This window comes from Chitinophaga arvensicola, from assembly GCF_900110835.1.
In the GTDB taxonomy this organism is placed as follows: Bacteria; Bacteroidota; Bacteroidia; order Chitinophagales; family Chitinophagaceae; genus Chitinophaga; species Chitinophaga arvensicola.
Genome location: NZ_FOJG01000002.1, coordinates 2981486 through 3004920 on the forward strand (window position 1 = coordinate 2981486; position 23435 = coordinate 3004920).

Consider the following 23435-nt stretch of genomic DNA (forward strand, 5'->3'; position numbering starts at 1 on the left):
GTATGCATCTACCATCATTGATCATTGACCTGGCATTAATATTAGGAGCGGCGGGGGTTATTACTTTATTATTTAAACGGCTCAAGCAGCCGATGGTGCTGGGGTATATTATCGCAGGATTTATAGTGGGTCCCAACTTCCGGTTGTTTCCCACTATCGCGGATGCGGAAGGGATTAAAACATGGTCCGAGATCGGCGTTATCTTCCTGTTATTTTCCCTGGGACTGGAATTCAGTTTCAAAAAACTGATGCGGGTAGGAGGTACCGCCACCATCACCGCATTTGTAGAAATAGCCTTTATCACAGTAGCTGGTTACTTCACCGGTCAGCTGATGGGCTGGGGCTTTATGGACAGTCTCTTCCTCGGAGGCTTGCTGGCCAGTTCCTCCACCACCATTATCATCCGTGCATTTGAAGAATTAGGCATCAAGAAAAAGCCGTTTACCAAGATTGTATTCGGCGTACTGGTGATAGAAGACATCGTGGTGATCCTCATGATGGTGTTGTTATCCACCATGGCGGTAAGCCGCGAGTTTGAAGGAACGGAGATGCTGTTTACCATCGGTAAACTGATGTTCTTCCTCGCAGTATGGTTCCTGGCAGGGATTTTCCTGTTGCCCACTGCCCTCAAAAAAATAGAACGTTACCTGAATGGTGAAACCTTGCTGATATTAAGTATTGCGCTTTGCCTTGGTATGGTGATCCTCGCTACCAAAGTGGGCTTCTCCGCAGAACTGGGCGCCTTCATCATGGGCTCCATCATTGCAGAAACTACTTCTTCTGAAAAAGTAGAACACCTGATACAACCGGTGAAAGACCTGTTCGGCGCTATCTTTTTCGTATCGGTAGGGATGCTCATTAACCCGGAAATGATTGTGGAATATCGCTGGCCGGTATTGTGGATTACCTTGCTGACACTTACCGGTAAATTTTTCAGTACCACTCTTGGCGCCCTGTTATCCGGCCAGCCACTGAAACAGGCCGTGCAGGTAGGTATGAGTATGGCGCAGGTGGGCGAGTTTGCCTTTATCATTGCTACGCTGGGTCTTACCCTCGGGGTAACCAGCTCTTTCCTCTTCCCGGTAGCAGTAGGCGTTTCAGCGATTACTACCTTCACTACACCTTATATGATTAAATTTTCCGTGCCGTTGTACAACTGGCTGGAAAAGATCATCCCGGAACGATGGATGAATGCCCTGAACCGCTATAGCGCCAGTTCACAAACCCTGCAGGCGGAAAGCGACTGGCGTATTGTCTTACGCAGTTATGTGAGGGTGATTATATTAAACAGTGTGATTATACTGGCCATCATCCTGCTGAATACTTATTACATCGGTCCTTTTGTGATCAAATATGTCAAGAACCTGTTCTTCGCGGAGATGCTGAGTGTGGTCATCGGTATTGCCATGATGTCGCCTTTTATCTGGGCACTGATGGTGAAAAAGATTTCCAGTAACTCCTATAAAGCATTATGGCTGGATTCCAAATATAATCACGGTCCGCTGGTAGTAGTAGAAGTGGTGCGTAACGTAGTAGCGGTACTGCTGGTGGGTTTCCTTGTGAATCAATACTTCCCGTTCTGGCCGGCCTTGCTGGGTACCGCCGTTATCCTCGGCTGTGTGTTGCTGGTATTACGCTCACAATTGCAGAAATATTACAACCGTATTGAAAGCCGTTTCCTCACAAACCTGAATGCGCGTGAAACCGCAGATGCTGACGCTCATAAGGCGAAAGCAGCGGATCTGCTGCCGTGGGATGCGCAGGTATCAGAAATAGAAATCGATCCCTGGTCCACGCTGGTGGATAAACCACTGATAGACCTGCAACTGCGGGAGAAATACGGTATCAACGTAGGCGCTATCAAAAGAGGGAATGTTACGATTTATGCACCTACGCGTGATGAAAAACTATTCCCGCACGACATCCTCACCGCCATTGGTACGGAGGCGCAACTGGAAGAATTTAACCGCGTAGTGAATACATTGAATGTGGAAAGAAGCGACGATGTGGCCGATGAAAACATCGGGCTGACCAGCATCGTAGTGGATGAACACAACGGCTTGAAAGGCCAGACCATCCGTGGTTCCGGTATCCGGGAAAAAACGCAGGCGCTGGTAGTAGGTATTGCCCGCGGCGGGGAAAAGATGCTGAACCCGGCCTCAGAAACCCCGTTTGAATGGGAAGATGTGATCTGGCTGGTAGGCAACCGGAAAAAGATCCTGGAGTTTTCAAGAAGTAAAGATTAACCAATAGAAAAGGGTGTTTCCAATGGAAACACCCTTTTTCGTTCACACCGTGTTTAAAACAGATTATGCTTTTTGCAGGAACGCTCTCAACACATATTGCAAAATCCCGCCGTGACGGTAGTATTCAATTTCAATAGCAGAGTTCAGCTTCGATTTTACTTTAAACACCACCGGATCGCCCGTTGCCGGGGTAGCCGTTACCGTTAGTATCTTGCCGGGAACCAGGTCGGTGGAAATATCGCTGATGGTATACGCTTCCGTACCGCTCAATCCCAATGTAGCAGCACTTTCGCCTTCCATGTATTGCAGCGGTAACACGCCCATTCCTACCAGGTTGCTGCGGTGAATACGTTCATAACTTTCCGCAATCACAGCTTTCACCCCAAGCAGATTGGTGCCTTTTGCGGCCCAGTCGCGCGATGAACCACTGCCATACTCCTTGCCTGCCAGTATGATCAGCGGCACTTTAGTGGCGGCATACTGCTGCGCTGCGTCAAAAATGGGCAGTACCATACCGGAAGGAATAATGGTGGTAAAGCCGCCCTCTTTGGGCGACAGCTCATTCTTGATCCGCACATTGGCGAACGTACCCCGGATCATCACTTCATGATTGCCCCTGCGGGAACCATAGGAGTTGAACAAACGGGGATCGATACCCCGATCCAGCAGGTATTTACCCGCAGGGGTGTCTGCCTTGAAAGAGCCTGCAGGAGAAATGTGATCTGTGGTGACAGAATCTCCCAGCTTCAACAACACACGGGCATCCCTGATATCTTCAATGGCAGCGGGGAACTCCGACAGGCCGTTGAAGAAAGGCGCTTCGCGGATATAGGTGGAGTCATTACTCCAGTGATAATCTTTTCCGGAGGGCGCCAGTAATCCGCGCCATTGCTCATCACCGTCAAAAATGACTTTGTAGATATTTTCGAAATCTTCCTGTTTTACTGCTTCTGCTACAGCGTTGTTAATTTCTTCCTGTGTAGGCCAGATATCGCGCAGGTATACAGGTTCTCCGTTGGGATCATATCCCAGCGGCGCGGTGAGCATATCTACGTCAATGCGGCCGGCAATGGCATAGGCCACCACGAGCAGCGGAGACGCCAGGAAATTCATTTTTACCTGTGGATGTACCCTCGCTTCAAAGTTACGGTTGCCCGACAGCACCGACGCTACTACGAGATTACCTTTATCCACCGCTTCTGCAATGGCCGGCGGCAGCGGACCACTGTTACCGATACACGAAGTACAGCCATAACCGACAATATGAAAACGCAGGGCTTCCAGTTCTGCCAGTAAGCCGGCACGTTTCAGGTATTCCGTAACCACCCTCGAACCCGGCGCCAGGCTGGTTTTCACCCAGGGCTTTACATACAGTCCGCGCCTGATGGCCTTCTGGGCCACCAGTCCGGCGCCTATCATTACACTGGGATTGGAAGTATTGGTACAACTGGTGATAGCAGCAATAGTAATGGCACCATCACTCAGTACATATTCTTCATTTTTTAGTTTGATGCGAACCGATTTAAGATAATCCAGTTCTACAGCCGCCACTTCTTCTGTAGATTTTTGAATTTCGTAGGTAAAGGAAGTACCGGAGCCTCCTTCCGCCAGCCAGGCGGTATCACGGCGTTTTCCTTCCGGCGTATACATGCGCTTGAATTCCTTGTTCAGCAAGGTTTCAAACTCGTTGTGCAGATCACGCACCAGGATACGGTCCTGCGGACGTTTAGGCCCTGCCACGGCTGATTGTATCTGGCCGAGGTCTAATTCAATGATATCCGTATAGGTAATATTTTCGCTGCCATGGCGCCAGAGCATATTCTCTTTACAATAGGCTTCCACCTGTTCAATGGTGGCTTTCGCACGATTGGTGCGGTGCATATATTGCAACGTCTGGGTATCGATGGGGAAATAAGTGACCGTACAGCCAAATTCCGGCGACATATTGGAGATGGTAGCCCTGTCGGGTACGGAGAGATGATCCAGTCCATCGCCAAACACTTCCACAAACTTATCCACCACCCCGTATTTGCGCAATAACTGTGTAATGGCCAGCACCATATCAGTAGCAGTAACGCCTTCCGTGAGGCGGCCATTGAGTTTTAACCCGATCACCTGCGGACAGGAGAAATAAATGGGTTGGCCCAGGATGGCGGCTTCTGCTTCAATACCACCCACACCCCAGCCTAATACGCCGATACCATTGACCATGGGCGTATGCGAATCGGTGCCTACAAGTGTATCCGGAAACAGCCATCCATCGCGGTTAATGACGCCCTGTGCGAGGTATTCCAGGTTTACCTGGTGACAGATACCCATACCCGGCGGCACCACCGTGAAATTATTAAATGCCTGTTGCGCCCATTTGAGTAACTGGTAACGCTCTTTGTTACGTTCGTACTCATAGGCCACATTTTTTGTATAAGAATAATCGGTGCCAAAGAAATCTACCTGTACGGAGTGATCCACTACCAGGTCTACCGGGATGGCCGGGTTAATTTTAGCGCCGTCCTTTCCTTTACGGATCACTTCTGCACGGATGGAAGCAATATCCACTACGGCGGCTACGCCGGTAAAATCCTGCATCAGCACACGGGCCGGCTTAAATGGTATTTCCTTGTCGGTTCCCGCCGGGTCCCAGTTGACCAGCGTGTCGAGATGTTCATCTGTAATGGCGAAGTTATCATGGTTCCGCAATACATTTTCCAGTAAGATCCTGATGGAGAAAGGCAGACGCGAGATCTGACGTCCTTCCTGTTCCAATTTGCTGAGAGAGGCGATACGTGGCTGCATAATCTGAGTTGTTGACATTATTAGTGAAACAATGATGCTACCATTTTGTTCTATAAATATAACCTATTATGAAGGGTGTACACCTGTTTAATATTAATATAACCCTGCTGTACCTATGCATCGCCACATGCTAGCTTTATCCTAAATGCACCTCAAAATGACCCAGAAATTAAAAGTACCCTCCACTTCCCGCCTGGTGCTGGAAGCCGCCATGCCCCTCTATACTTCCCCTTTACAGCAGCAGTATATAGAAGCCATTGATTTCAGCGAAACCAGCCGCCTGCATTATGAGTTAAAAAGACAATATCCGCTGGTGATAGAAATGATCTGTCTGCGGAAACAAAGTATCCGGGGAATGCTGCGCGAACGTATCCCGGAATTTGCAGGACAACAGGTGATTATGCTCGGCGCCGGACTGGATCCGCTCTCTTTATATCTCCTGGAAAATTACCCGGCACAGATCAGCCGCATCATAGAAGTAGATAACGGTTACCTGGAAGAGAAGCAACGGCTCTACCACGACATTTTACCCGGAGACCATATCATCCGTTTTGCGAAATGTGATATTACCGATACCGCGTTATTGTGGAGTAGGTTGCTGGAGAATGGCTACCGCGAAGCCGTTCCGGCGATCGTTATTTTTGAGGGCGTGATGCATTACCTGTCTAACAATGCTTTTTTACAACTCATGCATCTCTTTAAAACACCTTATAAAAAGAACCAGGTATTATTGGACTATGCCTTATCAGAAGAAGAGGTACCGGCAAAATTTCTGCCGTATCACCAGGGCGTAATGCGGATCCTGGAGGCGTATATAGGAATGCCGCTCAATGTCAATAACCGCGCGGATATGGCAGGACTCCTCTACCAGCTGGACGCCATCCTGGAAACGGCGGAGCCGCTGTATGAAACAGAGAAAAAAGTGACCGGGAGCAATCATTACTTTCATGCCCCCGGCGAGGGGATACTGGAAATGGTGAGTTTCCGGATCTGATTACAGCCACCAATGATCCTGCGGATAGCGCTCCCCAACAGTGACCGGTTCTCCAATGCGGGGGGTGGTGACCAGGAGACCTCTTTGAGCACCGGCAGCGGTGACTCTTTTGGGGGAATCATTCCAGGCATGCATGGCCAGCACAAACTTACCCCAGTGTACCGGCAGCAGGGCTTTGGCTTGCAGGTCGATGGCTGCCTGCACAGTTTCCTCCGGCTTCATATGGATGAAAGGCCAGTAATCGTTGTATTGACCGCATTCCAGGATGACGAGGTCGAAAGGACCGAATTTGTCGCCGATGGCTTTGAAATGCGTATCATAACCGGAGTCGCCGCCGATAAAGATTTTATACCCAAAAATTTCCAATACAAAAGAAGACCAGAGACTACCACCTCTCTTTAATCCGCGACCGGAAAAATGTCGTGCAGGCGTAGACGTTAGTTGTATATCTTTTGCGATTTCGCGGGTTTCCCACCAATCCAGTTCGATGATGTTATCATTGGTAACAAGACAATGTTCCAGGTCTTTTTCCACACCCAGACCAGTTACTATTTTCCGGGTATGTGGTTTTAGTTTTGCCAGTGTTTTTTTATCGAGATGATCATAGTGGTTGTGGGTGATGACCATCAGGTCTATTTCCGGCATATCTGCGGGCGTATAGGCGTCTGCTCCCGGAAAAGCCTTTACCATAAAAGACATGGGAGAAGCGCTGCCGCTGAATACAGGATCTACAAGGATATTGAATCCTTTTACATGAATGAGATAAGAGGAGTGACCGAACCACACCACCACAGGCTTATCGGAATACAATGCTTTCAGATCGGTATGTACCGTTACCATCGGACCGGGAGGTCTTACATCTGCCGGGCGTTTCAGCATTTTCCGCATCATGGTGAAATAGGTCACGTCTTCCGGCTTCATCGGCGTGAGGGAGAGGTTCTGGAACGCGCCGTTCCGGAAGTTCTGCGAATGCTGTATCCTTTCGATGTTGGGTAATTTCCGCTGCATGAATAAAGTTAACTTTTATAGGAAGACGGGCAGCCTGGCAGAATATTTTATTTTTCATAAAAAAGGCCCGCCCAAGGGAGCGGACCTGCATTCAACCTATCTTATATCTTCACGGGCGGGCGAGCAGGCGTTTGCCCCGGGCCATCAGGCGCAGCAGGCGGGTATTGCCATAAAACGCAGAATGGTAGCGGGCATCGGCCTTGCGGCGCTCTCCGTAGGTTCTCAATATGGCATCCGCCGTAACAATGCCGCTGATCTTTTTCTCCTCATCCAGTACCGCCAGGATATCCGGTGAATAGCTGCTGAATAATTCTGTCACGAGATGAATATCATCACCGGCATACACGTATGGAGCAGCCGTTGCCAGGAGCTCCTTTACCCGCATGTTGCCACCGGTACGCAGTTTGTCCCTGTCCAGGTAGCCTTTGAAATGCCCGGCATCATCTGTAACAGGGAGGTATTGATAATAGTAAGGTGTATTCATTCTTTGCAGTTCCTGCTGCGCCTGTATTCCGGTCATTTCTTCGTGCAGGACCAGCAGTGGGCGGGTAATCACCGAGGCTACATTGATGAGCTGCATCATATCCGGCGTATATTCATCCGGAGCGGACACTCCTCTGCGGCGGATCTTTTCTGTCATGATGCTGCCCTTCATCAGGAAAAACGATACAAAATATGCCGCAGTGCAGGCGCCGATGAGCGGTAGCAATCCATGTGGCTGCCCGGTGGTTTCCAGCGCAAATACAATAGCGGTGAGCAAGGCGCGGGAGGCGCCGGCAAACATGGCCGCCATACCAATCAAAGCCGCTGTGGCAATATTGATGTCGCTGCCGGGAAAAAGTTTCAGTACCACTACACCCAGCAAAGCGCCCAAAGCGCCGCCAATGGTGAACAACGGCGCCAGGGTTCCGCCGGAGGTGCCACTACCCAGGGAAATCACCCAGGAAAGATATTTAAGGATACAGAGCGATAAAAGCAGTGCCAGTGGTGCATTACCGGTAAGCAGGGTTTTAATGTTATCATATCCAACGCCCATGGTATGCGGGGCATAGTAACCCACCACACCTACTACCACAGCGCCCAGCGCGGGCCACCACATCCAGTGAATGGGGAGTTTTTCAAAAAGGTCTTCCACAAAATAGACGGACTTCGACACATAAGCCGCTACCACGCCTACTACTACCCCCATCAGCACATAAGTAACCAGGGCGATGTCCGATACCGCCGGGATATCCGGCATGGAGAAAACAGGGGTACTATCGAATAACAGGATGTGCATACCTGCGCCGGTAATACAACCAATAGCCACCGGGATTACAGAGCGGGGCGAAAATTCAAATAACAATAACTCAATCGCCAGCAGGATCGCTGCCAGCGGACTGCCAAAGATGGCCGCCATACCTGCACAGGCGCCGGCTGCCAGCAATACTTTTCTTTCGGCAGAAGAAATATGGATCACCTGCCCCGTAAAAGAGCCAATGGCGCCACCAGTAGCAATGATCGGACCTTCTGCGCCAAAGGGACCGCCTGTACCAATGGAAATAGCTGCAGATAAAGGTTTAAGCAGGGTAATCACCGGCGGGATCTTACTTTCATTCAGGATAATATTTTCCATGGCTTCCGGGATACCGTGACCACGGATGGCTTTACTACCGAAACGGGCCATCAGTCCTACGAGTAAACTCCCCACCACCGGCACCAGTACCACCATCCAGCCCAGGCTGTTTCCCGCCGGCCCTCCTTCTTCAAAGGAAAATTTACCATAGAAAGAGAGATTGGTAATAAGACTGATCAGCATCACCAGCGCTTTCGCCACCACGCCAATGACCAGCGCGTTGATCCCCGCTTGTATACTGAGGTAAAATACTCTCCTGGACATATTCCCGGCCCATTTCGGTGCAATTTTATGATTCATACTATATAAAATGACAATAAAATACTTTAAATCAGCACAAAATTATGATCTAAATCATATTAAAACCTATTTTTTCTTTCAAAAACACAAAAAAACCTTACTATTGCAATCATGAAAAAAGCCGGGGCCTGCGATTTAAAAACCTGTTTTCTTTGCCAGTTCAGCATTCCGGAGTGGATTGCAGCGGTATCGGATCATAAACAGCATTTACTTTTTAAAAAGAATGAAACGATCTTCCAGGAAGGAAGTCCGGTGCAGGGTATTTATTTTTTGTACGAAGGACGGGTGAAAGTGCATAAGCAATGGGGTACGGATAAAGACCTGATTGTACGCTTTGCGCAGAAAGGCGACATCCTCGGTCACCGTGGCCTGGGCAGCGGCGACCGGCTGTATACCGTTTCGGCTACTGCATTGGAAGACACTACCGTTTGTTATACCGACCTTGCTTTTTTTGAAGCGTCCCTGAAAGTAAATCCATCGCTGGCATTGAAGCTGATGCAGTTTTATGCAGATGAATTGCAGGAGGCAGAAAGGAAAATGCGCAACCTGGTGCATATGGAAGTAAAAGCGCGACTGGCAGACGCGTTGCTGGATATCAGCCGGCAGCAGCAGGATCCTCATTTCACCATCAGCCGCCAGGACCTGGCCTCGTTTGCAGGCACCACCTATGAAACTACTTACCGCAACCTGCAGGAGTTCATCCAGGAAAAACTCATTGCAGTAGAAGGAAGGGCCATCACCATCCTGAATGAAAAAAAATTAAGGAAATATATTGTGTAAGGAACATTAGCTCATGGCAGTGAGATGCTGTAGCTTATGTTCATTGAGTATGGTCATACTCTTTCCGGAAACCGCTACCAACCGCTCTTCTATGAGTTCATTGAGTACACGGAAGGTGGTTTCATAGGTAGCGCCGATATACGACGCAAGATCCTGTTTACTCAGTGGCAGATCAATAAACCCATCTTTATTAAAACCGAATTTCTGTTGCAGCAGTAAAAGGGCATTAGCCATGCGGCCTTTAACAGACATATGCGCGAGGTTGCGCATCTGCTTTTCGGAAGTCTGCAGTTCCTGTGCATAAAACAGCATCAGTTCATACAGGAGATCATGATTGACTTTGAGAGACGACTGAAAGAAGTCCATCTCTATAAAACAAACTTTTACCGGTTCAAGTGCGGTGGCGGAAACCGGGTATTGATGCCCCACACCGCCCATCCCACGGTGCCCCACAATATCGCCTTTCTGTGCAAACCGTACAATGAGTTCTTTTTCGGCGCCCCAGTGCTTATGTACTTTCATACGGCCTTCATAGATAAAGTAAATGCCTTCTACCTCATCTCCTTCTTTAAACAACACTTCGCCCTTGTTCAGGGTAAAATTTCTGCGGTGCAATGCCGTGGCGGGCGCCCATTCTTTGAGCGATAACCGGCAAAGGAGACAGGTTTTGCCATCACATCCCTGTTTGTCTTTCTTCATGTATGATATCGCTGTTTTGTAATTGTTGTACCGTATCTGCTGCGAGCAAGGCCTGGAGGTTCACCACTTCTCCCACCACTATAATCGCAGGATTACCCATGCCGGCGTTTTGTGCGCGCCACACGATATCTTTTACTGCACCCGTTACCATCTTCTGTTGCGGCGTGGTGCCGTCCTGGATAATAGCCACGGGTGTATCTCCTCTCCCATAGGTACTAAAAATATCCATGATAGCTTCCAGTTTGCTCATCGCCATCAAGATCACCACAGTCGCGGTGGATTGTGCGGCCAGAGCAATGTCTTTCGAAATATCCCCGCTGCTGGTGGTACCGGTGGTTACCCAGAAGCTTTCCGCCACACCTCTGCAGGTGAGTGGTATCATTTGAGATGCCGGTACGGCCACTGCGCTGGAGATGCCCGGGATAACGGCTACGCCTATCCCATGTTCCCTGGCAGTGCGGATTTCCTCTACTGCCCGCCCGAATACAAACGGGTCACCTCCCTTCAATCGTACTACATGTCCGTGGGCAAAGGCCATTTCCACGATGAGGTGGTTAATTTCCTGCTGGGACAGGGCATGACAGCCATATCGCTTTCCCACAAACCGTATCAGTGCCGTTGGTTTGGCATAACTGAGCAGGGATTCATTCACTAAGGCATCATATAATATCACATCTGCCTGACGGATGATATTAATGGCTTTCAGGGTGATCATTTCGGGATCTCCGGGTCCTGCACCGATTAAAGATAGAAAGGGATTTGACACGGGCATACATATTATATTTAATTTTATGTAATGATTTAACATAGATGCATGCTTAAAATTAAAACAAAATCGCTTAATTTTATAATTAGCATCATACACCTACCTATAAAATCATCTCCAAAGCAAGAAATAATATTATATTAAATAATTAATAATATAATTAAGATTGCTGATCCTTAAATATAGTCCAATGAAAATAGTAGTTATAGGAAATGGTATGGTAGGATATAAATTTTGTGAGAAAATCCTTTCCAAACCGGCGACTACGCCACCCCAACTGGTCGTATTTGGAGAAGAACCCCGCCCGGCTTATGATCGCGTACACCTCACCTCCTGGTTCGATGGCAAAACAGCCGATGACCTGCTCCTGGCTACGGCCGACTGGTACCAGCAGCAAGGTATCCGCCTCCACCTGGGCGATCCGGTGCTACAGATTGACCGGAACAATAAAACCATTCACTCGTTCAAAGGCGTAGTGGAAACCTACGACTACCTGGTGCTGGCCACCGGATCAGCCGCATTTGTACCTCCCATACCAGGCATCGACAAACAAGGCGTATTCCTTTACCGCACCATCGAAGACCTGGAAATGATGAAAGCCTATGCCCCCAAAGCCAGCAAAGGCGCCGTTATTGGTGGCGGCCTGCTGGGACTGGAAGCCGCCAAAGCCCTGCTGGACCTGGGTATCAGCAATACGCATGTAGTAGAGTTCTCCTCCCGCCTCATGCCCAGGCAGATAGATGAACAGGGCTCCGCTATGCTGCAGGGAAAACTGGCCAGCCTCGGACTAAAAGTACTGACCGGCAAAAACACACGGGAAGTAACCGGAGATACCGCCGTTACCGGGTTACAGTTTACCGACGATACGATCCTGGAGACAGACATCCTGGTGGTATCTGCCGGTATCAAACCACGCGACGAACTGGCCCGGACTGCCGGTCTTACCACAGGCCCGCGCGGAGGCATCCAGGTAAACGAACAAATGCAAACCAGCGACTCCTTTATATATGCCATCGGTGAATGCGCACTTTACAACAACATGATCTATGGCCTGGTAGCACCAGGTTATGAAATGGCCGAAGTAGCCGCCTCACATATTGCCGGTGAAGCAAAAGCCTTCACCGGTTTTGATATGAGTACCAAACTAAAACTCATTGGTGTGGATGTAGCCAGCTTCGGCGATCCGTTTGCTGATCCTGAAAAGTGCCACAGCATTGTGTTTGAAGATAAATTCAAAGGCACCTACAAAAAGATCAATATCAGTACCGATGGGCAATATCTCCTGGGCGGTATTTTAATCGGCGATGCCGCCGCCTATAACCTGTTACTGCAAACCACTAAAAATAAAATGACCCTGCCGGCCAATCCGGAAGACTTACTCCTCGGTTCCAGCCGTAGTGCCGCTGATACCGGCGCGGGCGTTACTGCCCTGCCGGATGAAGCCATGATCTGCAGCTGCGAAAGCGTCAGCAAAGGCGCCATCTGCCAGGCCGTAACCGATGGCCACGAAACACTGGACGAAGTAAAGAAATGCACCAAAGCCGGTACCTGCTGCGGCGGATGCACTCCCATGGTAAAAGATCTCATTACCGCTACCATGAAAGCACAGGGCAAATATATCCGCAATGTAGTCTGCGAACATTTCCCCTATTCCCGGCAGGAAATGCTGGACCTCATCAAAGTAAAATCACTGCGCTCCTTCGATGATGTACTTGATCACTACGGCGACGGAGAAGGCTGCGAAGTATGTAAACCAGTAGTAGCTTCCATTCTCGCCAGCCTGTGGAACGATATGATCCTGGATAAAGGCAACGATACCGCACAGGATTCCAACGACCGCTATCTCGCCAATATCCAGAAAGGCGGCACCTATTCTGTAGTTCCGAGGATTCCCGGCGGAGAAATCACTCCGGAAAAACTGGTTGTCATCGGACAGATAGGTACTAAATATAACCTCTATACGAAAATCACGGGTGGACAACGCATCGACTTATTTGGCGCACATCTCAGCGACCTGCCCAATATCTGGGAAGAACTGATTGCTGCAGGATTTGAAAGCGGGCATGCCTATGGCAAGGCACTACGCACCGTGAAAAGCTGCGTAGGCTCTACCTGGTGCCGCTTCGGACTGCACGACAGCGTAAGCTTTGCTATCCGCATCGAAGAACGTTACCGTGGATTACGGGCACCACATAAAATCAAATCCGCCGTATCTGGCTGTATCCGGGAATGTGCGGAGGCACAATCGAAAGACTTTGGCATCATTGCCACTGAAAAAGGATGGAACCTGTATGTATGCGGCAATGGCGGTTCCAAACCGCAACATGCGCAGCTGCTCGCTGCAGACGTGGATAGCGAAACCTGTATTCAGTACATCGACCGCTTCCTCATGTTCTATATCAAAACTGCCGATCCGCTGACCCGTACCGCCACCTGGCTCAACAAACTGGACGGCGGCATGGATTATCTCCGCAATGTGGTACTGCATGATAGTCTTGGTATTGCCCACCAGCTCGAAGCCGAAATGCAATCGCTGGTAGATAACTACAAATGCGAATGGAGAGAAGTGGTTGAAAATCCGGAACTGCGCAAGCGCTTCTCCCACTTTGTAAATGCACCGGCAGATAAAGACCCGACCGTAAAATTTGAAACCATGCGCGCCCAGAAAAAGGCCGCAGAATGGAAATAATTTTTGCACACACAAAACACACTGCTATGTCTACTACTACCACCACCAGCTGGTTCCTTGCCTGTAAAACATCGGATGTACCTACCAATGGCGGCGTTTGTGTAAAATATAAAGAGGAGCAGATCGCCCTGTTTTATTTTGCCCGCAGAAACGAATGGTATGCCACGCAGAACCTGTGCCCGCATCGCCAGCAGATGGCGCTTAGCCGGGGCATGACCGGCACCGTAAAAGATGAGCCCAAAGTGGCTTGCCCTTTTCACAAAAAAACATTCTCCCTGAAAGATGGGCGATGCCTGTCTGATGAACACGAATGCTCCCTCACCACTTACCCGGTAAAGATCGTAGACGACCTGGTATACATCGGTGTAGACGCAGTAATGGAAATGGCAGGTGTGTAATATAAAAAACGAAACCCGGCAGCTGGCAGGCTAACCGGGTTTCTGATCCGAAATGATTGGCTCATTCAAAATCAACCAAAGTTACATGAAAAAATGGTTTCCAGGCAGGGTATCACTGATACTCCCCGGGCTGTTGTTATCACAGTACGGGTATGCCCAACTCACCCTTGGGGCGCAACTCCGGACCCGCACCGAACTACGGAACGGACAAGGCGCCCCGCAGCCCGAAGGCACCGCTCCCGCCTTCTTCACCTCCCAACGCACCCGCCTCATGGCCGGCTTCAGCGCCTACCGTATTAAACTGGGACTAACGGTACAGGATGTACGCGTATGGGGACAGGATGCATCTACCATCAACCGCACCACCACGCCCGATAACAATGGCTTTATGCTGCATGAGGCATGGGCGGAAATACTGCTCACAGATACCGTGGTGAAAAATAAAAGCCTCTCATTAAAGATTGGCCGCCAGGAACTGGTATACGACGACAGCCGTTTACTGGGCAACCTCGACTGGCTGCAGCAGGGCCGCCGGCACGACGCCGCTGTATTAAAGTATGAAAGCAACTCGTGGAGTACACATATCGGCGCCGCTTTTAACCAGAATAAAGAAAATGCTGGCGGCACTGTTTATAATGCCACTCCTCCCGGTAACTATACCGCAAATACCAATGGCGGGAACGCATACAAAAGCCTGGAGTTTTTATATGTATCCAGGAAACTAAACAAAGGGAACTTATCATTCCTGTTCCTCGCAGATCAATTCTCCAGGTATCATATCGATAGTGTGGAACATGTAGCCGTGAAAACTTACGAAGGCGCTGTAAACACACGCATGACCACCGGATTGTTTTACACACAGGCTGTCAACAGGTTCTCCTGTACCGCAGCGGCCTATCAGCAGTTTGGAACTAACGGAAACGGACAAACAGTAAGTGGCAGCTTGTTATCAGCTTCCTTTTTTTATAGTGTCAACAAAACATTCAGTGCAGGCGCTGGTGCAGACTATACCAGTCCGGACTTTGATCCGCTGTATGGCACGCCCCATAAATTCTGGGGCAGCATGGATTATTTCTATGTAGCCAGTGGTTTTGGCAACAAGGGATTACAGGATTATTATATCAAAACAAAATTCAAACCGAATGCCCGTTGGGCCGTAAGCGGCGATGTACATGAATTCTACAGCGCATCTGCCATTACCGGTATAAAAAAACAATTTGGCACCGAAGCAGATATCACGGCGAACTATACACTAACTAAAATGATTGGTTTTGAAGCCGGCTACAGCCACTTCTGGAGTACGGCCACGCTGTCTTCCCCAATGGTAAAGAATGTTAAAAACGCCGCTGCCAATAGCAACTGGGCCTACATCTCCGTCAATATACGGCCCGAGTTCCTGATTAAATAACCTGTAAAACTTAACACATGGCTGCTCCTTTAGATAAATTAAAAATATTCAGTCTCGATACCATACAGATGCGGACATTCCATATCACCTGGCTCATGTTCTTTGTCTGCTTTTTCGGATGGTTTGGCCTCGCACCGCTGATGCCCACTATCCGTACTGATCTCGGGTTAACCAAACCACAGGTTGGCAATATCATTATCGCTTCTGTATCCGGCACTATCATCGCACGGCTGGTGATAGGGCGCTTATGCGATACCTGGGGGCCGCGCAAAACAGCCATCCGGTTGCTGCTGCTCGGTTCTTTACCGGTATTCCTGGTGGGACTGGCCCATGATTACACTTCCTTTCTATTATTCCGTTTAGCCATCAGCGTTATTGGTGGCTCCTTTGTCATTACGCAGTTTCACACCTCACTCATGTTCGCCCCTGCCATTAAAGGAACGGCCAACGCCATTACCGGCGGCTGGGGCAACCTGGGCGGAGGCGTTACCAATATGGTAATGCCGGTGATCTTTGCGGCGATAGTAGGTTTTGGTTATACAAAAGCAGAGGCCTGGCGTTATGCCATGATCCTGCCCGGGCTGATGATGCTGGGTGTAGCGTGGCTATATTACCGTTATACAAAGGATACGCCCAACGGCAATTTCGAAGAAACCGGTCATCATAAAAAGGGAACCAAAACAGATTGGTCCGTGCTGGCCGACTGGCGCATCTGGGCGCTCACATTGGCCTACGGCATGTGTTTCGGTATGGAGATCACCTTCGACAACGTAGCCTCGCTGCATTTCGTAGATACGTTTCATTTATCGCAGGGCAGCGCCGGATTCTGGGCAGGCATCTTTGGATTTATGAACCTCTTTGCCCGCGCATTGGGCGGTATCGTTTCCGACAAAGTAGGCGCCAGATCAGGTATGAAAGGAAAGGGCTGGTTGCTGGCGGTCATGCTGCTGGCAGAGGGTATCGGACTATTGCTATTTGCACAGGCAGGTTCACTGGCAGTGGCTATCATCGCCATGCTGAGTTTTGCGCTCTTCCTGAAAATGGCCAATGGCGCTACTTATGGCATCGTACCTTTTATCAATGAAAAAAATGCCGGACTTGTGAGTGGCATTGTAGGCGCCGGGGGCAACATGGGCGGGATGTTATTCGGATTTCTATTCAAGTCAGAAAGTATCACTTACGTAGAGGCGTTCACGTATATCGGGTATATCGTTATCGGTATTTCCTGTGTAGTGATGCTGACACGGTTTACCCGGCAACCCGTTACAGCCGAGGCCCCGGTGAGGACGCCGGTAGCGGTGTCGTAAGATCGGATTGCTGCGGCGGTGTGGTAAACTATAATCGCATCTCACACCAGCGTGGGTATCATCAACAATGTAAAACAACTACATGCAAGCATCATTCAAAACCACCTGCTGTTACTGTGGCGTAGGCTGTGGGATCGTCGTACATAAGGACCGGCAGGGTAAGCTACATGTAGAAGGAGATACCGCTCACCCGGTGAACAGAGGCATGCTTTGTTCCAAAGGGATGAACCTGCACTATACCGTGATGGATACCTCCGACCGTTTATTGTATCCGGAAATGCGCTACCACCGGAACCTGCCCCGGCAAAGGGCTAGCTGGGACCAGGCATTGGAAAGAACCGCCGCCGTATTTGCAGCGATCATCAAAAAACATGGCCCCGATGCCGTGGCATTTTATGCATCCGGTCAATGCCTGACGGAAGAATATTATGTGGTGAATAAACTGATCAAGGGATTTATTGGCAGCAATAACATCGACACCAACTCCCGCCTCTGTATGAGCAGTGCCGTAGCGGCCTATAAAATGGCGCTGGGGGAAGATGCCGTGCCCGGTACTTACGATGATATAGAACAGGCCGATTGCATCTTTGTGGCAGGCGCCAATCCGGCCTGGTGTCATCCTATCATCTGGCGGCGGGTGGAAGCGGCTAAAGCTGCCAATCCTGCTATGAAGATCATCGTAAGCGATCCACGGGTCACCCAGAGCTGCTCACTGGCCGACCTGCACCTGCAGGTAAATCCCGGAACCGATATTGTATTGCATCACGCCATTGGCCGTGCACTGATCACCGGCGGGTATACCGACAGCGGCTTTATTGGCGCACATACCAACGGTTTTGCTGCATATAGGGAAGCCGTAACAGCACGCAGCATCGAAGAAGCCGCAGCTATCTGCGGGATCGCCGCAGCAGATATTTACACGGCAGCAGAATATATCGGTAACGCGCAGGGCTTCATGACCTTCTGGACCATGGGGCTGAACCAGAGCGCCGTTGGCGTACATAAAAATTTAAGCCTGATTAATCTGCACCTGATCACGGGGCATATCGGTAAACCCGGCAGCGGCCCCTTCTCCCTTACCGGGCAACCCAACGCCATGGGGGGCCGGGAAGTAGGTGGGCTTTCCAACCTGCTGCCGGCACACCGCGTACTGAGTAATCCGCAACACCGCCAGGAAGTACAGGAATTCTGGGGCGGTACCGCATTATCAGACAAACCGGGACTAACCGCCACGGAGATGTTCAGCGCCCTGCACGACGGACGGCTGAAAGCTATCTGGATCATGTGCACCAACCCGTTGATCAGTTTACCAGACGTTCGTTTTGCCGAAGCCGCCCTGCAAAAGGCGAAGTATGTGGTAGTACAGGAAATTTCCAGCAAGCCGGAAACGCTGCGTTATGCGGATGTGGTGCTGCCTGCCGCCGCATGGACAGAAAAGGAAGGCACCATGACTAACGCGGAACGCCGCATCAGCTACCTTACGAAGGTTAATGATGCACCAGGCGAAGCGTTGCCCGACGCGGAAATCATCTGCCGTTTTGCGAAAAAAATGGGATATCACGGTTTCGACTATACGAACGTATCGGAGATATATGACGAACATTGCCGGCTCACCGCCGGTACCAACATCGATATCAGTCATCTGAACTACGATATCATTAAAAAACAGCGCAGTGTACAATGGCCTTACACCGGAGGTCAGGGTACCCCGCGACTTTTCGGAGACCACCGCTTCTATACACCGGATGAAAAAGCGATGATCCATCATTTTGAAGATGAAAACAAATCTGAACCGCTCAGTTCAGACCTGCCACTGATCCTCACTACGGGCAGGATCCGTGACCAGTGGCATACCATGAGCAAAACCGGCAAAGTGAGTAAATTGAAGCAGCACATTGCTACTTCGTTTCTCGAAATACATCCGGAAGATGCGCGGCAACGTGGCATTCACGCCGATGACATGGTAACCGTCAGTAATGGCCGTGGCACCGTAAGGGTGAAAGCGCAGCTCAGTAATACCATCAAACAGGGCGTTGTGTTTTTACCAATGCACTGGGGGAAGATACTGAACAGTGATTTACACCGTGCCAACAATCTTACCAGCCAACTACTCGATCCTATCTCCAAACAGCCGGATTTTAAATACGCTGCCGTACAGGTAGAACGTTACCGGAAGCCGGTACAAAAAATTATAGTGATAGGCGCAGGAGCAGGCGCCTGTGGCTTTGTGAAATCGTACCGTGAACTGAACACCGATGATGAAATTGTGGTATTCAGCAAAGAAAACCTCCCCTTCTACAACCGTGTGATGCTACCGGATTATATCAGCGGCACCCAGCAATGGAAACAACTGATAAAAATGACCCGTGCAGAAGAAGCGGAGTACAACATCACTTTGCACCGGGGCGTAAGTATCACACAGATCGACCGCCCCAATAAACTGCTGACAGACAGTAACGGGCAGGTACATACGTACGATGTGCTGCTGATGGCCACCGGTAGCAGAGCCGCTACACTCCGGGATATACCGGCTATACCGGGCATCTTCACCATGCGCACGCGGATGGATGCAGACGCCTTCAAACAACATATTGATCCGGCCAGAGGCAAAGTAATGATCGTAGGGGGTGGCCTGTTGGGAATAGAGCTGGCGGCATCTCTCAAAGAAATTAATATAGACGTAGGGGTTATACAGCGTACCTCCCGGCTCATGGACCGGCAACTGGATACGCTTGGCGGACAACTGCTGTATGAAGAACTGACCGACCGGGGTATCGACATCTATTACAATGACGAAATTGACCGCTTTACCGGGCAGGAGCAACTGGAAGGCATCCGAATGAAAAGTGGTGTGTACATTCCCTGCCAGGCAGTAGTGATGTCCATCGGCACCGTGCCAAACATCGAACTGGCACAGGCAGCAGGACTATCGTGCAACCGGGGCGTGATCGTGAATGAATACCTGCAAACCAGCGATCCGGATATCTACGCCATCGGGGAAATTGCCGCCTTCAACAGCGTATTGTATGGCATTACCGCGGCCGCCGAGCAACAGGCGGGAGTGGTTGCACGTTATCTTAACGGAGACATCAGCCATTATTACCAGGGCTCTCTTTTTATGAACATTCTCAAAATGCATGGCACGGATCTCTGTTCGCTGGGGATGGTGGAAACGCCCAAGGATCCGGCTTACGAAGAAGTAGTGTTTATAGACAAAGCCAAACGCTATTATAAAAAATGTATCATTCACCAGGACCGCCTTGTGGGCGCCATCCTGATCGGCGATAAATCAGAGTTCCTGGAGTTCAGGGATCTTATTCAGCAAAAAACCGAGTTGTCCGAAAAAAGGCTGGAACTCCTGCGCTCCGGGAAAAAAGGCACCCCACTGATCGGTAAACTGGTGTGCTCCTGCGGACAGGTAGGAGAAGGAAATATCCTGGAAAAAATTGCGGCCGGTTGTCACGACCTGGCGCAACTCTGCCAGGCTTCCGGCGCCGGCATGGGCTGTGGAAGCTGCAAGCCGGAAGTAAAAGCGATCCTGGCAAAATCTGTTTTAAAACCCACAACAGCACTTGTATAACTATGGCCAAACACATTCATACCTTACCCATCAACTTTACCGGCGGCATTGTTTCCCCGGGCTACCTGCTGGAACTGCTGAAAACAGCAGCAGCCGCGCAGGCCACACAGGTACGTTTTGGTTTACGGCAACAATTGCTCATCGATATTCCTGATAAAAACCTGGCAGCCTTTAAAAGCAGTTGCGCTGCACAGCAGCTGCGTATAGCCGACAGTCCCAATATCATGAGCTCCTATGCGGCAGCCGGAATTTTTATCCAGGATAGCTGGCTGAGTGAAGGGATCTATAAAGATGTGTTTAACCTGTTCGACTATACGCCCGCACTGAAAATAAACATCTGCGACAGCCGTCAAACCTTTGTACCGTTATTCACCGGGCATATCAACTGGATTTCTTCTGCCAGCGTACATTACTGGCATCTCTATATCCGGCTGCCGGACAGTCAGCAATTATATGCATGGCCGGAACTGATTTACACTAACAATATCGCTGCCGTGAGTAAATCGGTAGAACAACATATCAATGCAGGTACTACACCCGAAACGATATATACACTGGTAAAAAAAGAAAATAATTACATCACCCGGCCCCTGGACAAAGAGCCAGACCTGCCAGCTTTTCATTTACCTTATTACGAAGGTTTTAACAAGCATGAAAATAGCTACTGGCTGGGTATTTACCGGAGAGATGAAGACTTCCCCTTGGCCTTTCTGAAAGAAGTATGTGCCATCTGCCTTGAAACCCGCATCGGGCAACTCTATGCCACACCATGGAAATCACTGATCATCAAAAATATTGATCCGGCGCATCGCAAACTGTGGGACTATGTACTGGGCAAATACGGTATCAATGTCCGTCATGCGGCCAATGAACTGAACTGGCAGGTAGAAGATAACTGCGAAGACGGTCTTATCCTCAAACGGCATGTGATCCGGTATTTTGATACAGCCGACGTACGTACGTATGGGTTATGCTTCAGTGTAAGGGTAAACAAACCCGCCAGTTTATTCGGCACCGTTGTTATCCGCAAACAGGAAAACAAACATGGCAGCAAGTTAAAATACATGCAGCGTTACGACATCCTGCATACCGCCGGCTACAACGCCAACTCCGCGCAGCTGGTCATATACCGGGAAAGCGTTTCCAAAGAACACCTGGGACCTTACATCGTGGCATTGTGCAAAACTTTCTATGAACAGCACAGCGAAGTGAATGTGTTGCAGCATTATGTAAAAGAGCAGCAATCACTGGCTACCGCAGCCACTCCGGTACGCCGGATACATCAATGCCCCGACTGTTTTACCGTGTATGATGATACCGTAGGCGACGCCGGTCAGCAGGTAGCAGCGGGTACTTTATTCCAGGATTTACCTGCAAGCTACTGCTGCTCCGTATGTGCGGCACCGTTATCCACATTCAATGAAATACCGGAAGGCGTCTTGCAGCCGGATACTACAACTGCTTTCTGACACGGTCTATTTTTGTGGCATACCGCTGCGTAATGGCCTGCCATTCGCGCTGATAGGTATCATTATCATATTGCTGTTGTGCTGCGTTATAAACAGCCGGCGATAAATGCCAGCCAAAGAGGTTCTCCAGGTATGCAGGGCCATCTTCCACTACCCTTTCCAGTACACGGGCTTTAGAAACACCCCCTTCATTACAATATTTATCGAGATAAGCGCCGCGCCCCACTTTTACATAGGCTACCAGCAAATCTTCCGAGATCATGGCTGCAGGAACATATTGCATTTCATAGTCATTATGACTGATAACCATCAGTAGTAAAGCCGGCTCATAAAAATGTTCGGGAATATCATGCTGCAGGGTGGCGCCATTGGCAGCCCCTGTGTAGCAAAGTTCCCTGGTAATAAGTTGTTCCGGGAGATAGCGTAACGCTTTACCGTGTTTATGTACTGCAATAGCCGCCACTTCTTCATTTACCAGGGAAGCAGGAAAGTATTGGAGGGCAGCAGGAAATTTATCCAGCGCCTGCATGTATATGTCAGGTTGCTGCAAAGCAGGCGGAAACCAGGCCAATACAGCAGGAGTTACCTGCAGGGCCTGCAGGCAGATCTCGCGGGTACGGAATTCCATCGGCGCCCTTCGCAGATCGCCCCAGTTATGGGCCACCTTGCGGCGCCAGTATTCCGCATTTCTTTCCTGTGGTTGCAATACCGCTTCACCTGCAGCCAGATCCCGGCGCAATTCGTCCGGCGTAATGGTCAACGGGTTATTCAATACCTGCTGCAATACGGGAGGCAACAGATAATCATCGTCTTCATCCGATTCCCAGGCGTTTTCCGGTGGACTCGCCGGATCCCGGTCATTCATATAAAACAAAGAAATATGTTTTTGTGCAGGAATGAAATGATAGTCGTCCCCGATATAAACAGGCGCAGTAAATACCCCCGGGCATTTCATCCAGCCATGATTATAATGCACCATGATTACTTCAGCGGCAGTAACATTCCCGGTGATGTGAACAGGTGAGCCTCCGAGCAACATGCTCTGGCAGCTGACATCACCAGTTACATATAAAGCCGGACCATAATCGCCTTCTTCATTAATGATATTGCCGGTAACCGTGAGATCCCCGGTAACGATATAGCCTTCGATCCGTTTACCATCCTTGGTGTCTGTCAACTGATCCGTATCGAGTATAAAGTGTCCGTTTAACAGTAAATCGCCTTCGTGAAGGTAAAAATAGCTGTCGCCCTCCACGATATCTTCGAACACTTCTTTGCTTTCATAAAGCTGTTCATCGATCTGATACTGTATGATGGCTTCTTCCGTGCTGATGAGTCTGAATAAATGGTTCATTCCGGCAATTTCGTGATTTTTTGGGTTGG

General features: G+C 49.7%; 15 protein-coding genes. 9 read left to right on the top strand and 6 right to left on the bottom strand.

Annotated elements, in window-relative coordinates; all coding sequences use genetic code 11:
- Nucleotides 1-2 precede the first annotated feature (2 nt).
- Nucleotides 3-2246 (top strand): cation:proton antiporter, encoded by a 2244-nt coding sequence (locus BMW79_RS29050; protein ID WP_089901667.1) that lies wholly within the window; start codon nucleotides 3-5, stop codon nucleotides 2244-2246.
- A gap of 63 nt (nucleotides 2247-2309) precedes the next feature.
- Here BMW79_RS29050 and acnA read toward each other — a convergent pair whose 3' ends face one another.
- Nucleotides 2310-5039 carry an aconitate hydratase AcnA gene (acnA, locus tag BMW79_RS29055; protein ID WP_177192382.1) on the bottom strand — a complete coding sequence of 910 codons (2730 nt, stop codon included), beginning with the start codon at nucleotides 5037-5039 and terminating at the stop codon, nucleotides 2310-2312.
- Between the two features lie 157 nt (nucleotides 5040-5196).
- Between acnA and BMW79_RS29060 the strand changes: the two genes are divergently transcribed.
- Complete coding sequence (locus BMW79_RS29060; RefSeq protein ID WP_177192383.1) at nucleotides 5197-6033, top strand: class I SAM-dependent methyltransferase; 837 nt, start codon at nucleotides 5197-5199, stop codon at nucleotides 6031-6033.
- Here the strand turns inward: BMW79_RS29060 and BMW79_RS29065 are convergent, their stop codons facing one another.
- Both BMW79_RS29065 and BMW79_RS29070 read right to left on the bottom strand, forming a co-directional pair.
- Nucleotides 6034-7041, bottom strand: a complete 1008-nt coding sequence (locus BMW79_RS29065) for an MBL fold metallo-hydrolase (protein WP_089901673.1) — start codon at nucleotides 7039-7041, stop codon at nucleotides 6034-6036.
- A 109-nt stretch (nucleotides 7042-7150) separates the two neighbouring features.
- Nucleotides 7151-8956, bottom strand: coding sequence for a chloride channel protein (locus tag BMW79_RS29070; RefSeq protein WP_245752712.1), 1806 nt, complete (start codon nucleotides 8954-8956; stop codon nucleotides 7151-7153).
- A gap of 111 nt (nucleotides 8957-9067) precedes the next feature.
- Between BMW79_RS29070 and BMW79_RS29075 the strand changes: the two genes are divergently transcribed.
- Nucleotides 9068-9736, top strand: coding sequence for a Crp/Fnr family transcriptional regulator (locus tag BMW79_RS29075; RefSeq protein WP_089901677.1), 669 nt, complete (start codon nucleotides 9068-9070; stop codon nucleotides 9734-9736).
- Between the two features lie 6 nt (nucleotides 9737-9742).
- Here the strand turns inward: BMW79_RS29075 and BMW79_RS29080 are convergent, their stop codons facing one another.
- Nucleotides 9743-10435, bottom strand: a complete 693-nt coding sequence (locus BMW79_RS29080; protein ID WP_089901682.1) for a Crp/Fnr family transcriptional regulator — start codon at nucleotides 10433-10435, stop codon at nucleotides 9743-9745.
- Nucleotides 10410-11207, bottom strand: a complete 798-nt coding sequence (gene cobA / locus BMW79_RS29085) for a uroporphyrinogen-III C-methyltransferase (protein WP_089901685.1) — start codon at nucleotides 11205-11207, stop codon at nucleotides 10410-10412. The genes BMW79_RS29080 and cobA overlap by 26 nt, the downstream gene beginning before the upstream one ends.
- A gap of 184 nt (nucleotides 11208-11391) precedes the next feature.
- Between cobA and nirB the strand changes: the two genes are divergently transcribed.
- From nirB to BMW79_RS29115, 6 genes are all read left to right on the top strand, one after another.
- Nucleotides 11392-13890 (top strand): nitrite reductase large subunit NirB, encoded by a 2499-nt coding sequence (gene nirB / locus BMW79_RS29090; RefSeq protein WP_089901688.1) that lies wholly within the window; start codon nucleotides 11392-11394, stop codon nucleotides 13888-13890.
- A 26-nt stretch (nucleotides 13891-13916) separates the two neighbouring features.
- Nucleotides 13917-14288: a nitrite reductase small subunit NirD gene (gene nirD, locus BMW79_RS29095; RefSeq protein ID WP_089904401.1), complete on the top strand. Its 372-nt coding sequence runs from the start codon at nucleotides 13917-13919 to the stop codon at nucleotides 14286-14288.
- A gap of 85 nt (nucleotides 14289-14373) precedes the next feature.
- Nucleotides 14374-15696 carry an alginate export family protein gene (locus tag BMW79_RS29100; RefSeq protein ID WP_089904402.1) on the top strand — a complete coding sequence of 441 codons (1323 nt, stop codon included), beginning with the start codon at nucleotides 14374-14376 and terminating at the stop codon, nucleotides 15694-15696.
- Between the two features lie 17 nt (nucleotides 15697-15713).
- Nucleotides 15714-17003 carry an MFS transporter gene (locus tag BMW79_RS29105; protein WP_089901691.1) on the top strand — a complete coding sequence of 430 codons (1290 nt, stop codon included), beginning with the start codon at nucleotides 15714-15716 and terminating at the stop codon, nucleotides 17001-17003.
- An 82-nt stretch (nucleotides 17004-17085) separates the two neighbouring features.
- Nucleotides 17086-20583 (top strand): nitrate reductase, encoded by a 3498-nt coding sequence (locus BMW79_RS29110; RefSeq protein ID WP_089901695.1) that lies wholly within the window; start codon nucleotides 17086-17088, stop codon nucleotides 20581-20583.
- Nucleotides 20584-20585: 2 nt separating this feature from the next.
- Nucleotides 20586-22052: a rubredoxin gene (locus BMW79_RS29115; protein WP_089901699.1), complete on the top strand. Its 1467-nt coding sequence runs from the start codon at nucleotides 20586-20588 to the stop codon at nucleotides 22050-22052.
- Here the strand turns inward: BMW79_RS29115 and BMW79_RS29120 are convergent.
- Nucleotides 22036-23406: a DUF4116 domain-containing protein gene (locus BMW79_RS29120; protein ID WP_089901703.1), complete on the bottom strand. Its 1371-nt coding sequence runs from the start codon at nucleotides 23404-23406 to the stop codon at nucleotides 22036-22038. The genes BMW79_RS29115 and BMW79_RS29120 overlap by 17 nt on opposite strands.
- Between the last annotated feature and the right edge of the window lie 29 nt (nucleotides 23407-23435).

Bases quoted from the DNA above. Each gene is read 5' to 3' on its own strand.
- BMW79_RS29060 (WP_177192383.1), top strand. From the start codon at position 5,197: ATGACCCAGAAATTAAAAGTACCCTCCACTTCCCGCCTGGTGCTGGAA.
- BMW79_RS29075 (WP_089901677.1), top strand. From the start codon at position 9,068: ATGAAAAAAGCCGGGGCCTGCGATTTAAAAACCTGTTTTCTTTGCCAG.
- BMW79_RS29100 (WP_089904402.1), top strand. From the start codon at position 14,374: ATGAAAAAATGGTTTCCAGGCAGGGTATCACTGATACTCCCCGGGCTG.
- BMW79_RS29070 (WP_245752712.1), bottom strand. From the start codon at position 8,956: ATGAATCATAAAATTGCACCGAAATGGGCCGGGAATATGTCCAGGAGA.
- nirB (WP_089901688.1), top strand. From the start codon at position 11,392: ATGAAAATAGTAGTTATAGGAAATGGTATGGTAGGATATAAATTTTGT.
- BMW79_RS29105 (WP_089901691.1), top strand. From the start codon at position 15,714: ATGGCTGCTCCTTTAGATAAATTAAAAATATTCAGTCTCGATACCATA.
- cobA (WP_089901685.1), bottom strand. From the start codon at position 11,207: ATGCCCGTGTCAAATCCCTTTCTATCTTTAATCGGTGCAGGACCCGGA.
- nirD (WP_089904401.1), top strand. From the start codon at position 13,917: ATGTCTACTACTACCACCACCAGCTGGTTCCTTGCCTGTAAAACATCG.
- BMW79_RS29110 (WP_089901695.1), top strand. From the start codon at position 17,086: ATGCAAGCATCATTCAAAACCACCTGCTGTTACTGTGGCGTAGGCTGT.
- BMW79_RS29115 (WP_089901699.1), top strand. From the start codon at position 20,586: ATGGCCAAACACATTCATACCTTACCCATCAACTTTACCGGCGGCATT.
- BMW79_RS29065 (WP_089901673.1), bottom strand. From the start codon at position 7,041: ATGCAGCGGAAATTACCCAACATCGAAAGGATACAGCATTCGCAGAAC.
- BMW79_RS29120 (WP_089901703.1), bottom strand. From the start codon at position 23,406: ATGAACCATTTATTCAGACTCATCAGCACGGAAGAAGCCATCATACAG.
- BMW79_RS29080 (WP_089901682.1), bottom strand. From the start codon at position 10,435: ATGAAGAAAGACAAACAGGGATGTGATGGCAAAACCTGTCTCCTTTGC.
- acnA (WP_177192382.1), bottom strand. From the start codon at position 5,039: ATGCAGCCACGTATCGCCTCTCTCAGCAAATTGGAACAGGAAGGACGT.
- BMW79_RS29050 (WP_089901667.1), top strand. From the start codon at position 3: ATGCATCTACCATCATTGATCATTGACCTGGCATTAATATTAGGAGCG.